Annotated in this window: 11 protein-coding genes, 1 pseudogene and 1 other annotated feature; of the genes and pseudogenes, 5 read left to right on the forward strand and 7 right to left on the reverse strand. The window is 41.0% G+C overall.

From position 1 onward, the window contains the following. Positions 1 to 4: 4 nt before the first annotated feature. Together I3254_RS02335 and I3254_RS02340 are read right to left on the reverse strand one after the other, a co-directional pair. On the reverse strand, positions 5 to 1,480 hold the full coding sequence (locus I3254_RS02335) for an aldehyde dehydrogenase family protein (protein ID WP_179798444.1): 1,476 nt from the start codon (positions 1,478 to 1,480) through the stop codon (positions 5 to 7). Positions 1,481 to 1,539: 59 nt separating this feature from the next. Next, positions 1,540 to 1,929 carry a RidA family protein gene (locus tag I3254_RS02340; RefSeq protein WP_179798446.1) on the reverse strand — a complete coding sequence of 130 codons (390 nt, stop codon included), beginning with the start codon at positions 1,927 to 1,929 and terminating at the stop codon, positions 1,540 to 1,542. Positions 1,930 to 2,086: 157 nt separating this feature from the next. Between I3254_RS02340 and I3254_RS02345 the strand changes: the two genes are divergently transcribed. The 5 genes and pseudogenes from I3254_RS02345 (at position 2,087) to I3254_RS02365 (ending at position 8,261) form a co-directional block, all read left to right on the forward strand. Beyond that, the gene (locus I3254_RS02345) at positions 2,087 to 2,977 is read left to right on the forward strand and encodes a LysR family transcriptional regulator (protein WP_218870039.1); all 891 of its coding nucleotides are present in this window, start codon (positions 2,087 to 2,089) and stop codon (positions 2,975 to 2,977) included. Positions 2,978 to 3,327: 350 nt separating this feature from the next. Further along, a pseudogene (locus I3254_RS02350) lies at positions 3,328 to 3,762 on the forward strand (recombinase family protein); the annotation flags it as partial. A 614-nt stretch (positions 3,763 to 4,376) separates the two neighbouring features. Continuing rightward, entirely contained in the window at positions 4,377 to 4,817 is a 441-nt protein-coding gene (locus I3254_RS02355; RefSeq protein ID WP_045456021.1) for a YbaN family protein, read from the forward strand. A gap of 236 nt (positions 4,818 to 5,053) precedes the next feature. After that, the gene (locus I3254_RS02360) at positions 5,054 to 7,540 is read left to right on the forward strand and encodes a TonB-dependent hemoglobin/transferrin/lactoferrin family receptor (protein ID WP_238050877.1); all 2,487 of its coding nucleotides are present in this window, start codon (positions 5,054 to 5,056) and stop codon (positions 7,538 to 7,540) included. A 142-nt stretch (positions 7,541 to 7,682) separates the two neighbouring features. After that, complete coding sequence (locus tag I3254_RS02365) at positions 7,683 to 8,261, forward strand: biliverdin-producing heme oxygenase (RefSeq protein ID WP_179798448.1); 579 nt, start codon at positions 7,683 to 7,685, stop codon at positions 8,259 to 8,261. 213 nt (positions 8,262 to 8,474) lie between these two features. Here the strand turns inward: I3254_RS02365 and I3254_RS02370 are convergent. From I3254_RS02370 to I3254_RS02390, 5 genes are all read right to left on the reverse strand, one after another. Further along, positions 8,475 to 9,643, reverse strand: a protein-coding gene (locus I3254_RS02370) for an IS3 family transposase (protein WP_238050878.1) whose coding sequence is annotated in 2 segments (ribosomal slippage) — positions 8,475 to 9,367 and positions 9,367 to 9,643 — 1,170 coding nt in all. Because the reading frame shifts where the segments join, the coding sequence is not laid out codon by codon here. Further along, positions 9,252 to 9,368 (reverse strand) — a sequence feature (AL1L pseudoknot). (Overlaps the previous gene by 117 nt.) Positions 9,644 to 9,878: 235 nt before the next feature. Further along, the gene (locus I3254_RS02375; RefSeq protein ID WP_179798450.1) at positions 9,879 to 10,652 is read right to left on the reverse strand and encodes a phosphonatase-like hydrolase; all 774 of its coding nucleotides are present in this window, start codon (positions 10,650 to 10,652) and stop codon (positions 9,879 to 9,881) included. After that, entirely contained in the window at positions 10,652 to 11,788 is a 1,137-nt protein-coding gene (locus I3254_RS02380; RefSeq protein WP_238050880.1) for a TIGR03364 family FAD-dependent oxidoreductase, read from the reverse strand. The genes I3254_RS02375 and I3254_RS02380 overlap by 1 nt, the downstream gene beginning before the upstream one ends. Before the next feature lie 108 nt (positions 11,789 to 11,896). Next, positions 11,897 to 12,883, reverse strand: coding sequence for an ABC transporter substrate-binding protein (locus tag I3254_RS02385; RefSeq protein ID WP_179798452.1), 987 nt, complete (start codon positions 12,881 to 12,883; stop codon positions 11,897 to 11,899). 77 nt (positions 12,884 to 12,960) lie between these two features. After that, positions 12,961 to 14,643, reverse strand: a complete 1,683-nt coding sequence (locus tag I3254_RS02390) for an iron ABC transporter permease (RefSeq protein WP_238050881.1) — start codon at positions 14,641 to 14,643, stop codon at positions 12,961 to 12,963. Position 14,644 lies beyond the last annotated feature (1 nt).

Here is a 14,644-nt window from a genome sequence, read left to right on the forward strand (position 1 = left end):
GTTTCTAATACGCTTTTTGATAAGCGGTCTTGACGATGGTATAGAACTCTTTGGCATATTGACCTTGCTCACGCGGGCCAAAGCTTGACTGTTTACGGCCACCAAACGGTACATGATAGTCCGTACCCGCAGTTGCTAGATTGACCATGACACAGCCTGCTTGTACTTGCTCTTTGAATATCGCACTGCTACGCAAGCTCTGAGTGATGATGCCGCCCGTCAGACCAAAGCGCGTATCATTGGTCATCGCAATCGCTTCTTCTAGATTTTTGACACGTAAGACACACGCTAGCGGTGCAAACACCTCTTCTTGATTGATATCCCAGCTGTTGTCCGTCTCAGTAAACAACGTCGGCGACATATAGTAGCCGTCATGTGGCATCTCTAAACGCTCACCGCCAAACGCTAAATGAGCTCCAGACTGCTTGGCTTTTTCGATCCAATCCATGTTTGATGCCAGCTGCTTATCATCGACGACAGGCCCCATGAATATGCCGTCTTCAAGCGCATGGCCGACCTTCAAAGTTTTCATTTTGGCAATCACACCGTCTACAAACGCATCGTGAATACCGTCCATCACGATAAGACGTGAAGAAGCCGTACATTTCTGCCCTGAACCACCAAACGCACCAGCCACTGCTGCATCGATAGCAACTTGCAAATCGGCATCGTCAGCGATGACCAAGGCGTTTTTGCTGCCCATCTCAAGCTGACAACGGATAAAGTTTGGCGCAGTAGCAGCCGCAACTTTGCGGCCTGTTGGTACAGAGCCCGTAAAGCTGACGGCATCAATATCTGTAGAATTGATGAGCGCATCACCGACTGACGAGCCGCCACCCAATAGTAAGTTAAATGTGCCTTCTGGCAGGCCTTGACGATGGATAATTTCGGCCAATGCCACTGCGCTGGCTGGTGTTAAATTCGCAGGCTTCCAAATGACTGTGTTACCAAACGCTAGCGCTGGCGCGATCTTCCACACAGCGGTAGCCGTTGGAAAGTTCCAAGGTGAGATAATCGCGACCACACCAACTGCTTCACGGGTGACTTCGACTTTGACACCAGGACGCACTGAATCAGCCGTATCACCCATTTGACGCAATACTTCCGCTGCATAGTAATGGAAGAACTGACCCGCACGATAAATCTCACCGCGACCTTCCGCAAACGGCTTACCTTCTTCAAGAGACAACAGCGTACCTAGCTCATCACAGCGAGCAATCATTTCATCGCCAATTGCTTGTAGGATAGACTGCTTTTTTTCTAAAGGAGTCGCTTCCCATTTTGGCTGAGCGTGACGGGCGGCAGCAATAGCGTCTTTGACTTGATCGCCACTGGCTTGGGCGAACTCACCGATAGTGTCAGTGATATCAGATGGGTTAATATTGGCAATGGTATTTACGCCTGCCTGCCATTCACCGTTGATGTAAAGTGATTTGGTTGGGTCTTGCTGTAATATCTGTTGGGCGGTGTGAGCTGACATAAGAGCTTCCTTGATAAAGTATTAAATATTTGATTTATTGACTAGAGTACATTCAAAATTTAAGGCACAGCGGCATATACGACCAACTCAACCAGCATCTCTTCACGAGCCAATCCTGCTATCACGAGCGCTGCACGATTTGGGTAAGGTGCTTCAAAATATTCGGCGTAGACTTGATTGACGGTTTTTAGGTAGTCGCGGTCGGTCACATAGATCATGACCTGTAGCACCGAATCCATGCCAACATTGGCACATTCTAGTGTGTGCTTGAGATTGTCTAACGTTTGACGGGTTTGCGCTTCAATACCACCTGCAACCACATCACCATTTTCATCGATAGGAATCTGCGCAGTGTACAATGTACCATTGCTGGTAACTGCCCATTCTAAAGGGGCTTTAGACGCATAAAGTGAGGTTTTGATGGCTTGTTTGGTTGAGTGAGTCGTCATGTCGTCATATCCTTTGATCTATGATTGGGCGGCAATTGGTATAGACGTATCCTACCCAAGTAGGCACGATAAATCTAACTAATTAAATTTGGATTTTGATAGATTTAATCTATCATTTAGGATAGATTATTAAAGAATAGTTTTGGATGGTCTGAGTATGAAGCTACAGCAATTGCGTCATTTCTTATTTGTCGTGGAAGAAGGAGGGTTTCGTGCGGCGGCTGATCGTGCCAATCGCTCGCAAGCTGCTTTGTCAGCATCGATAAAGGAGTTAGAAAAAACCTTAGGACAGCGTTTATTTGAAGTAGGAAACAAAGCCCTGCTCACGCCTTTCGGTGAAACCTGCTTACCAAAGATTGAGCAGTTTCTTAGCGTTTATCAGGCGCTAGAAGACGACCTAAAAGCTTCTGCGTCTGGCGAAAAAGGTAAGATTAGGATTGCAAGCGTACCGTCGCTAGTGACTAAATTGTTACCTAGCGTATTGGTTGAATACTCAAAAAAATATCCTGATATTGAGATTGTACTGATAGATGATAACTCTGTCGGTGTGGCCAATCGATTGTTAGCCGGAGAAATTGATTTGGCACTGGGTAATTGCACCAGTATTGATCAAACGAACATCGATTTTACTTTACTCATATCAGACCCGATTGGCGTGGTCTGTCTGAAAAGCAATGAGCTGAACAACCAGTTAAATCAAACGCAAGGGCTAACATGGCAGCAACTCATGGCGCAGCCGTTTATTTATAATGGCACTTGCAGATTGCTCGAAAACACGCCAGCCGAAGCGCTCAATCGCAGGGCCAGATATACAGTAGAAAACATCACCTCGCTATTTTCTTTATTACGTAATGATCTGGGTATCACTACCTTGCCTAAGCTTGCCTTCCCTGCGAATGAGCCGGAACTAGTTTGGATAGATTTAATTGAGCCCACTTTAAACAGGCAGATTGGTATCTTTAAACTCGCTGATAAATCTATTTCTCCGCCTGCTCAGGCTTTCTATGAGTTATGTGTTCACTATGTGCAGAAACACTACCTACTATAGCTTATTGACAATAAAATCACTGATTACTTGATTGGTTAAAGACTTGAACCTTTGGTTGCAGCACAAATGATCTCAATGGGTATACCCTAGCGGAACCAGCTACTTCACTCTTCAAAGCTATTGACAGACTATTCAAAGCAGACTGTTAGCATGGAACTATCTATAACAGACTTTTGAATTATAAGACTGGCTGCTGTGCTTTTTTCCTATCATTAGCCTATACCCAAAATATAAAACCTTTAAATGATAATCTATCTATCATTAGACTTTTTTCTATTATCAAATGATAGTAATATCCTGCTATTATCAATAAACATTAATGATTAAGTCTAAGTAATAGAGGGGGCGTTATGACCGTTCGTATTTATGTGAGAGCCAGTACTAAGGATCAAGACGCTAAGAGAGCGTTGTCTGACTTGATTAGCTTTAGCCAAAGCTATGATGATAACCATGTTGAGTACGTTGAGCATTTCAGTGGTACGAAGCTTGATAGACCAGCACTCACTCTGTTACTCAATGATGCTGAAGAAGGCGATATTCTGCTGGTTGAAAGCGTGGATAGATTAAGCCGGCTATCTCAAGATGATTTTGCGATCTTAAAGCAGCGTATCAAAGATAAAGGCTTACGATTGGTGGTGGCTGATCTACCAACCACGCATACGGTAAGTATGGGCATGACAGGTGATATCCTAACAGTGATTAACCATATGCTGATCGACTTGTTAGCAACGATGGCAAAGCTTGATAACGACAAGCGTAGAGAGCGTATCAAGCAGGGATTAAGCTATGCTGAAAAAACTGTAGAACCCGTTTTGGTAAATTAAAGACTTAATAGAGCGTTTATCATGACTAAGATAACCAGGACTCATAGTGCCGCTTTTATGACTGAAACTGTCAAAAACTAGCAGATGACAACGACAACGGCAAAGTAGCTAGGCAGCTCAGGATGAATGAGACTTCTTAAATGAGGAAGGAGGAAGCGAAGCAGTATTACGCCCCGAGGCAAGATAGTGGCTATGCTAGCAGTAGGATTCAATAGCGTTTAAGCTATAGAACGCCAAGAAAAATGTGGTTTGACTTTCATTATCAGACTGCGTAAATAAAACCCCCTAAGTCAAGTTCTACAGGATTGATAGTATAGGTCTGTAATATAAGTATCTATTAGTTCACATAAAAAAATACTGCCCTACTTTTATCAAAAATATTCAATATAAATCGTAAAACACTCATTCATTGGAATGATTGGGGTAGTAACACATCATAATTTTGATAATTGAATGATTGTCATTTACAATAATCTGTAAAAAACTACCTGCAAATACAGTTTATTCTCTAATAAAAATATTCGCAGTTCGCTAAATAACTGGCTGCTACTCTTTAATTATCGAGCTACTTTCTTATGAACAATGTGCAACCTTCAACAAATTCATCGAATTTACAAAAAAAAGTAATGCTCAACCAAATTCATCATAACCGCATAATACGAATATTATTTATGGCGCTAGGCGGTTTTTTCTTCTTCATAGGCTTAGTCGGTATTATTCTTCCAGTATTACCTACCACCCCTTTCATTTTACTAACGGCAGCATGCTGGGCTAAAGGGTCTGATAAATTCAATCAGTGGCTTCTCAAACATAAAGTGTTCGGTGAAATGGTAAAGAACTGGCAGCAGCATCGAGCTATTCCTCGTAAGGCAAAATATTTGGCTTGGTCAATGATGGCTATGTCATGCGGTATGTTGTTTTACCGATTTTCTGATAGTTTGCAGTGGCTTGCTTGGGTTACATGCGCAATATGCATCACTGTTACTGTGTGGATGTCTCGACTGCCGGACGCTTAATTTTTCCTACTATTACAAGACGTTTTCCTGACTCCTTGCTAAGCCTTTGCAAAAAGTAAAATACTCTAAGATAATATATTTTCCTATTTGTTAATGATTATCGTTTACAATGTAACTATATTGTTTTATTATATGAAGAAACTATCAGCAATGTTATTAACAATTAATATTATTTCCTTTGACGACGAGGCTGATGTGAAGAAAATTGTGCTTATTTTTACTATAGGAAATTTGGAATGCACGAGGATTCAACTTATAAGAAGTCGATATATATACCTAGTCTTAAAGGTAAGTCTAAAACCCTATTAAGTATTCTTGTTGGAACTTTGATGTATCAATCAGCCATTGCGGATACTCAGCACCAAGAAGAAAACTTACCGATGTTACATATGGACACGATAACTGTTTATGCTAATAAGCAGCCCCCTATAAATGTAGGGGACGACCTTAAAACGGCCAAGACGATATCAGACAACCTAATTGACAGTGATAAAGATTTAGTCCGTTATAACCCTGATATAAGTGTGGCAGATGCAGGAAGATATGGTAGCAATGGCTACGCCATCAGAGGGGTAGATGGCAATAGGGTAGCTTTAAACTTAGATGGCGTTAGCTTGCCAGATAAGCAAGTCAATGAAATATTTTCAGCTTATGGATATATGTTTGAGGGTCGATTTTCACCCGATGTAGAGCTTCTGTCAGAGGTGGAGTTTGAAGTCGGGGCGGACTCTTTTAATTCTGGTAGTGGTGCAATGGGAGGGTCTGTTAGTTTCAAGACCAAAGACCCAGAAGATTTAATAAGACCTGATCGTCAACTTGGTGGTTATATCAAAACAGGTTATAGCAATAGCAATGAAGAATTTAGTAACGCTTTTGGTTTAGCAGGGAAAAACGATAAGGTTGAGGCAATAATTAATTATGTGCATCGTGAAGGACATGAAACAAAAAATCACCGAATGTTAGATTTCGATAAAAACAAACTAGATCCTGCCTATGATTTTATCAATGATCCAGACTATAAATATCCCTCTACAGGATACAGATCTAATACAGCAGCAATATTACCTGACCCATTAAGTTATACAACAGAGGCAACGTTAGCAAAGTTATACCTCCATTTGAACGAAGAAAACCGATTAGGTTTTCATGCCACTAAACAAAAAACGGATAGAGTATCCAATAACTTTACCAGACAGACTTTTGCTTCAAGAATTGGTAAGGATACTGCAGAATTAGAAAGTTATGGCATCAGTCATAGATACCTACCTATTACTAGTGAGTTCATAGATGAGGTCAATACCACTTTAACTCAGCAAAAAATTACAGGAGTGGCTAATACAGAAACTTATAGCCAAGTATGGGGATCTGACTCTTATAGGGTAGATGGAGTGAAGCATCGGCCTCAAGAGGACAAAACCATACAACTAAGTATAGAGGCAACAAGCTTACCGTTAGAAACTGAGAAGCTAGGCTCTCATACTTTGTCAGTTAATACAAAATATGCAAAGACGGACCATAGATTGACCTTAGAAGAAACTTATATTCCTTCTTCAGGCAACCCCAGTTCTTGGTACGATTTTATTGGGCCCTCAGTGAAGCAAGATATCTTCAATGTGGCCATTCAAGACAAAATAAATTTAACGGAAAAGCTCGATACGACGATTGGACTTCGGTATGACAATTATAACTACAAACCCTATATGGATGAAATCAATAAAAAAGGCATCGAGAAGGCGAGCAAATATTATCCGGTACGTATTGATTATGAGAATGGCGAGTTTGATCACAATAATAAAATGGACAATATAGGAGGGATGTTTTCCATAAACTACAAACTTAGCCCATATTTACAGACCCAGTATCAGCTATCTACAGGATTCATGGCACCCGCTACCAGCCAAATGTATTCAGCATTTGAGATGATGGGAAACAGTTTGACGCCCAATGTTCATCTTAAGCCTGAGAAATCTATCAATCATGAACTTAGCTTGTCTGGCCAGTTTCAAGATTTAAGTTTTACAGCTATAGGTTTCTATACTAAATATAGTGACTTTATCAGTTTGTTGAATTCTCAAGAGGAACAACAACGATGCTATGAAGATTTTTCGACCGGCCAATCGGTTTGTTCACCCCTTTCTATAAATATACTCAGCGCCCAAAATATTGGTGACGCAGAGACTTATGGATTGCGTTTAGGAGGCGTATGGGATGTTGGACAGCTTGCTGACCTAGAAGGAGATATTCGAGTAATTGCTAATTTAAGTTATGCCAAAGATAAAACTGATAAAGGAACCAACTTACTTGCGACTCAGCCTTTGAATGTCACATTCGGGTTAGGTTATGAAGCCCCTAAAAAGGATTGGCAACTGTCTGCGAATCTAAGGTATTTAGGCAGAAAACATGCTGAAGACGCAAAAGTAGCTACCTTAGAATCAAATGGTTATAACATGCCTTATGAAAATGTCATTGCTCCTTATAAGCACATTGATAAGTCTAAATCGGCTTATGTATATGATGTTTATGGCAGTAAAAGACTAGGTTCTAATTTAAAACTATCAGCAGGGGTGTTTAATTTATTTAATGCTAAATATGTTCCATGGGACAACTTGCGTTCGTTAGCAGAATTAAACGTCAACTCTATGGTAGATGACCAAGGGGTTGGCATTGAAAGATTTACGGCACCAGGAAGAAATTACAAAGTAGGGTTAACCTACGAATTTTAGCCCATATGTCTTGGATAAAATACATAAAAAACTATCAATAAAAACCCAAAAATATTTTGGCGTGCGCTCAATCTAAAAAAAGCTAACTAAATAGGATGAAATGGGAGAGCGCCCCTTAAATTAATAAATATAGGAAACAGTGATGAACTTACCTCTTAGTGAAGCATTAAAAAAGCACTCCCGCCAAACACATGATAGTGTTGACATGCTCGTTTTATCTATGGAACCATTTGCCTCTATAGAAAATTACAGTAAATTTTTACAAGCACAAAATGCTTTTCACGAAGTTTTGAAACCTATCTATGAGAATCCCAGCTTAAACCTTAAGATTAAGGGACTTAATAGTCTATCACGCTTAGAACAAGTAGCCATGGACATGCAAGACCTTCACGTTAAGACTATGTTAGTCGATGAGGCTATACCTAGTCCAAGTGAGTTTGAATCTATTGGTTGGCTTTATTGCTCTGAAGGTTCAAATTTAGGCGCCGCAATTTTATATAAAGAAGCTCAAAAAATTGAACTTACAAGTACTCATGGTGCAAAACACCTATCTGCACATAAAGATGGCAGAATGGTGCATTGGCGTAAATTTAAAGAGCAATTAGATGGCTTAGAATTGACACTAACACAACGCCAACAAGCATTAAAAGGAGCTGAAGATGCCTTTGCATTTTTTAAAAGGGTCATTCGACAAGTAAATTATGCTGAAGAAACGGTGTAACGGTCATTTAGATTGAATGGTTGCTGACATACATGGTCATCAATGTAATTCGAACGCGCCTTAAAGCAGACGTTCGGTTTTTTAATGCCATATTGAGTAATCACTGAGCTATGCTGAGGAAACTGAACCGCCCCGACTTTATCGGAGAGTGATTTACTTGAGTCAGGCAGCGATGCCTGACAGGGTTAAATTATCATAATACCGCTTTTCAAACTAAAAAGGCGACACATAACCAATTTTACTATGCAAACGGGTTTTGTTGAACCAATCCACCCATTCAAGGGTTGCCAGTTCAACATCGTTCCCATCAGTCCAGTTTTGCTTTAAATAATGAATCACCTCGGTTTTATACAGCCCGTTAACCGTTTCAGCCAACGCATTGTCGTATGAATCACCTTTGGTACCAACAGAGGCAATGACGCCAGAATCCGTCATCCTAGAAGTATAGCGAATGGATAAGTACTGAACGCCGCGATCACTATGATGAATGACATCTTTGGGATTGTTTCTATCTGTTATGGCTTGATTTAATGCCGCCATCACCATATCGGTGTTCATACGATTAGATACCTTCCAACCAACGATAGCACGGGCAAACACATCAATAATAAAAGCGGTATAGACCCAGCCGCTTGTCGTCTTGATATAGGTAAAATCTGCAACCCACAGCTGGTTAGGACGATAAGCGCTAAAGTTACGATTGACTAAGTCATCAGCGCGCTTTTGGTCGTCACGGCTGTTGGTGGTAATCTTGCCTTTGCCACGCCAGACGCCTTGTAGGCCATACTGCTTCATTAATCGCTCTACGGTACACCGAGCAACCTTTAACCCGTCAGCTTTCATCTGCTGCCATACTTTACGCGCACCGTAACGGCATTTGCTGTCCTGCCAGATGCGTTTAATCTCGCTGAGATAGTAGTCGTCATGCTGACTGCGCAGTGAGCGTTTTTCAGGGTAGCTCTCCAAGTCTTTAGCACGGTGATAGGTTGATGGGGCAATCGGTAATACTCTACAGATCAGCTCGACCCCATAATTATTCTTATGATCGTCGATGAATTGAATCATGATTTTAGTCAGCGGTCGAGCTCCGCCTGGGCGAAAAAAGCGGCAGCCTTACGTATGATCTCATTGGCTTGCTTGAGCTCTCTGCATTCGCGTTCAAGCTCCTTGATGCGCTCTTTATCACTTTGCGCTTGCACCGATGCAGGAATAGTTTGATCGATGTGTTTTTTATGCCACGACCGCAGGGTTTCAGGCGTACAGCCAATCTTAGGGGCAATGGCTTGAATCGCTGACCATGTGGAGGGATAGTCGCCCAACGCTTCTATCAGCATGCGAACGGCGCGTTCTTTAATCTCAGGAGTGTAGGTTTGTTTTTTCATTGTCGTATTCTCTCAGAATGTTGAGTCTCCGACAATTCCGGGGCGGTTCAATCCGTGACTGGACGTCTGTTTTAGATCGCTTTATGTTTGATGACTGTATCAGTAAGCCTTTAACCTAAACGTCAATTACACAGAATCTGAGATATTTTATCCAAATTAAAAAAGCCATAAAAGTCATTGCTTTTATGGCTTTACTATTCTGTTTTATATTTTGAAGCTTAGACCTAGCTTTAAGCTAAATAAGCTCTTTTAATTCAGTCAGCTTGTCTAAAACTGCATCAGGTGAGTATCTTAACAGCTGCTGCTCATTTTGTGCACCAGATAGCACACCTAAAACTAGCCCACACCCTGCATTCCTACCTTCTTCAATATCGATACCACTATCCCCTGCTTTTAACACCTGCTGTGAGTTATCAATATTAACCTGTTTCATTGCAAGAGTAATCATATCAGGGCCTGGACGGCCATTGTCTACATCATCGGCTGTTATTAATGCATCTACTTGATCCCCCACAGACCAACCTAAGATAGTTAAAATTTTATTAGCAGTCTTAGCATCATATCCTGTATTTAATACCACTTTACGACCGCTCACCTTTAACTGCTCGAACAACTCTGACATGCCTTCAAACTCAGATAAGGTCTCCTTGCTATAGGCAGTTGCAAGACTGTTTTTAAAGGTAGCAAACGCAGTATCCGTTAACAACTCAATACAAGCATCAGATAAATCTAACCTGTTTAAAATATCGCGGATGGCGTTGCGTTTTTCTTTCCCTGCACCATATTCTAAACATAACTCAAGACTCACTTGTTTATCTGACTTGCCAGCGCTATTCAGTGCTTCATTGATGGCATTACATACGGTTTTATAGACTAGGTTACCTTCATTTACTGTTGTGCCAGCCATATCAAACACACAGAGCTTAATATCAAAAAATTTGTTTTTAATACTGTTTAAACTATCACCATGTGAGCTGCTGCTCATTATATTATTATTTGCTGTATTCATTACTTTGATTCCAATACCAATTCAATTAACTCTTCGCCAAATGCGAAACCTGTTGATGCCCCTGTACCACTGGTGACTGCACCGACCACCACGCCTTTTTCAGGTGATGCCTTAAATACCACGTCATCTGCACTTGGATATACACCCAACCAGTGCTGAGTAATATCCATCTCACCAATATCCATCACCTGCTTAAATTCATTAATGATTAGATCATCAATTTGAGTGTCTCTAAACGGTAGTTCTCTATCACTATAATCATGACTATCGCCAATGATTAGTGAGCCATCTTCAGACTGAACCACAATTAGGTGGACACCTGCTTGACGCTCTACACTTTGAATATCGTCAAGTAAGCTTTTTAGTACCGTAGCTTCAGGTAACTGAGCAAATCCATCATAACGGGCAAAGCTTAAATCTGACATGACAGCAGCATTTAATTTAAATGTTTTTTTGGGCATGACTCGCATCATATTTAGCGTGCACATTTTAGCCTTTGTCTTAGTGAACACGTTTGGATATAAGCCAGTAAAGTCCGCTCCGGGGCAGACCACACAGTGCTCAGCATTAAGTACACCGCGACTGGTATGCACTTTTGGTAATTCCACTGAAGTCACTGTAGTATGGTTGTAAAAATTCACACTCTGCGTCTCTTGTAACCAATGAGCCAGCTTAGCGACTGCAGTATTAGACTCCACTCGAAGCTCATGAGGACTATATAACACCCCTTTTCCCTTGTTCAGATAAGGCGCGGCTTCATTAATTTCAGACTGTGTCAGTAGTCGGCACCCCTCACCCATTTCTGTCTTTAAAAAAGCTTGTGCAACATCTACCGCTTCAGGTCGCTGCATTAACATATGCAGACCGATATGCTCTACCTGAATACCTGCTTTTGGCGCAATATCGGCCCAAACATTACGAGAGTGCATGGCGCGTTGCCAATGCTCACCTCGACGCTGACCACTAACGGTCACAAATCCAAAATTACGAACAGAAGCATCTTTGTTCTGAGATTGGCGTTCTACAACCGCAACACTCAGCCCCTTTTTAACGGCGGCGTAGGCGCTTGCCAGCCCAACGATACCCCCACCTACTACAACGACATCGTATGTTTTATCAGAAAGTATTTTGCTCATTGTCATACCTGCTCTTCCCATATATCTTTATTAATTAGCCCTCTACTTGCTTAACCTATGAACTAATATAGCTAAGCATGAATGGGCATTATTTTGATTCAACTAAAATTACTCACCATGGAAAAAAGCACGGTGCTTATCTAACAGCTCGGCAGTTAATGGCTCTGGATAGGTCTTAGAGTTATCAATCTGATTTTCAGCAGCTACTGTCTCACCGTCATACACAATATTTGGATAAATTTCTAATAAACGTGGGCGAGCTTTAGTGACAATTAACTCAGCCATTTTCATTGCTTTAGGATTGGTTTTCTCTCCTTTATCAATAACAGCAACCGATTCAGTCAATGTGTAATTACCTTCACTAGGATCAACAAAATCAATTGGTAAACCTTTTGCCTTATTAGCGACTGCCTGATGACGTAGACCGAAACCGATAGGCACCTCACCTGCCATTACCTTTTTAAGAGGACCAGAGCCAGATAGCTCTAAATTAGGTCCTGCATTTTCACGAATAGCATTCATGATTTGTTGACCTTCAGCATCGGTGCCATATTCAGCAGCAATGTCTTGTACAAACAACCAACCAGTTGATGAACCATTTGGATCAACCATAGAAATTTGATTTTTATAAATAGGATTCGCTAAGTCTTTGGCACTGGTAGGTATGGGGAGATTATTGGCTTCCATCTCTTTGGTATTGAGTAAGATGGCACCCGTAAAGCTGAGGATCGGTGCATAATAATTAGGCGTCGCAATCTGTGGATTTGCCGTAAATGCTAACGCTTTAAACATTGGGTTCTTTGCTTGAGCACTTTCGATATAAAATGAGCTCATTGTCACCATATCAGCTTCAATATTTTTTCCTTCTGCTAATAGTCGTCCACCAAGCTCACCTGTTCCGAATGATTGAAATATGTATTGTCCTTCAAAGCCTGCCTCATCAAGCACCTCTTGAATAACCTCGACTGCCTCTTCATCAGCATTACTATAAATAATCACCTCCTCGCCAGCCGTATCTCCCGAGCTTTGCGACCCACAACCTGCTACTAAAACTCCACAAGTTAATCCCGTTATTATCGTTTTAAATAAATTCATTGTTTTCCCTGATTATTTGAATAGTTAAAAATTAAATTAGTTTTCATCACATTAAGGCCTAAACTGTTTTGAAATATCTAAGCGACCGTCGTCACTGTGGTTTTTTTCACTTTTATTTTTGTTGTGCCATTAATGCTTCTGGTATAAAGATATCGCGCCACTGCGAAGAATATTAATGCCGTGATATTTGTGAGTAGTACCATCAGCGACAATATAAAAATCTCATCAAAGCGGGCGAAGTGCTGTAGTTCAACAATTTTTGTAGTAAGCACCATCGTCTTTGCACCTGAAATAAATATCACAGCACTGATGCTGACCATCGCACTGATAAAGAAGTACGATGCTACTTCGATAAGCGTAAATATTGAGTTGGGTACAACAATTCGGCGTAAAGACTGTAGCCATGAGTCTCCAAGTAAAGAAGCTGTGGTCTCCCAACCTAGGTTCATTTTTGATAGTGCATTTTTACTCATGAGATAAGGTGTCGAGAAGTAATGAATGATATTACTAATCACAATAATGAAGATGGTGTTCGATATCGATGAGCCTGAGAAAACCATCAGGTAAGCAATACCAATAACCATACCTGGCACTGTATTGGTTATTAATGCTGAGCTTTCGATCGTTAACTTCCCTATCTTGAATAACCCTGAGCGCTCGTATATCAACGCGGCAACATAGGTAATAATAGTGCCAAAAACAGCCGTTAAGGTCGCGACAATAAGTGAGTTCTTATACACTCGCATTAGGTTCGAGGACTCGATCACCTTAGTAAAGGTGTCTGTACTAAACGCCATCTCGTAAGGCCATGTCTTAATCCATGGAATGATGAATATCACAGCAAATACGAATAACAGTGAAATCAAAATGCCACTGGACAATACCCCAAGAATCCTGTCTTTGACTTTAGAGGTAGGCAAGTCAAAATGCTCTACTGAGTCATACCTGACATTAAATCGAGCCACATACCAAAGCAGTAGAATACTCAAGACAGAGGGGATTAACATGAACAAGGCAACCACAGAGCCCTTTTCAAACGAGGGAGATGCACCCAGTATTTGGGTATAAAGCTCAGTGGCTATAACCTTATACTGACCACCAATAGAGGCTGGAATACCAAAGTCAGTAAAGGCCAAAAAGAAGCATTGAATGATAGCGGCTGCAAACGTGCCAATTAAGGGACGAATGACCGTCATATCTATCTGGCGTAAGCGTGAATCGCCCATCAGTTCTGATACGATCACGAACTTCTTATCCAAATATTGAAAGGTATTGTTAAGCAGTAAAAAGGCTATTGGTAAGGTATAGATGGTGTAGCCAAGCCACATACCATAGAAACCATATATGTCTTCAAACAACTGAAAGCCAATTATCTTGGTGAGCAGACCTTGCTTACCAAAGGTGTAAATAATGGCAAATCCATAAGTCACTGTTGGCAATAGCATGGGAAAGAGTGATGCAAGCTTAATGGTTTGTTTAAAGCCCTTTGGCAAGTTAGTCCAGTGCACCGTATAAGCAAGGATAAATGCCAAAAAGGTGGCACTCATCGCACTAACAATGGCGACAAAAAAACTATTTAACATCACTTGTCTGAAGTCATTACTGCTGATGATATCGACATAGTGGCTTATACCTAATCCATCAGCCACATTAAATGACAGCACCAACATTTTACCCAAAGGCACAAACATAAAGACGAGAAATAGCGCACCAATGAAAAGCCACGAAGCTTTCATTAGCGGTGAGTTATTAAGTTTCATA

It is taken from the genome of Psychrobacter sp. Ps2 (genome assembly GCF_022129405.1).
Taxonomy (GTDB): domain Bacteria; phylum Pseudomonadota; class Gammaproteobacteria; order Pseudomonadales; family Moraxellaceae; genus Psychrobacter.

What these genes read in the sequence shown, in the direction of transcription:
- I3254_RS02355 (WP_045456021.1), top strand. Translation starts at nt 4,377, where the DNA reads ATGAACAATGTGCAACCTTCAACAAATTCATCGAATTTACAAAAAAAA.
- I3254_RS02340 (WP_179798446.1), bottom strand. Translation starts at nt 1,929, where the DNA reads ATGACGACTCACTCAACCAAACAAGCCATCAAAACCTCACTTTATGCG.
- I3254_RS02385 (WP_179798452.1), bottom strand. Translation starts at nt 12,883, where the DNA reads ATGAATTTATTTAAAACGATAATAACGGGATTAACTTGTGGAGTTTTA.
- I3254_RS02365 (WP_179798448.1), top strand. Translation starts at nt 7,683, where the DNA reads ATGAACTTACCTCTTAGTGAAGCATTAAAAAAGCACTCCCGCCAAACA.
- I3254_RS02380 (WP_238050880.1), bottom strand. Translation starts at nt 11,788, where the DNA reads ATGAGCAAAATACTTTCTGATAAAACATACGATGTCGTTGTAGTAGGT.
- I3254_RS02345 (WP_218870039.1), top strand. Translation starts at nt 2,087, where the DNA reads ATGAAGCTACAGCAATTGCGTCATTTCTTATTTGTCGTGGAAGAAGGA.
- I3254_RS02360 (WP_238050877.1), top strand. Translation starts at nt 5,054, where the DNA reads ATGCACGAGGATTCAACTTATAAGAAGTCGATATATATACCTAGTCTT.
- I3254_RS02390 (WP_238050881.1), bottom strand. Translation starts at nt 14,643, where the DNA reads ATGAAACTTAATAACTCACCGCTAATGAAAGCTTCGTGGCTTTTCATT.
- I3254_RS02375 (WP_179798450.1), bottom strand. Translation starts at nt 10,652, where the DNA reads ATGAATACAGCAAATAATAATATAATGAGCAGCAGCTCACATGGTGAT.
- I3254_RS02335 (WP_179798444.1), bottom strand. Translation starts at nt 1,480, where the DNA reads ATGTCAGCTCACACCGCCCAACAGATATTACAGCAAGACCCAACCAAA.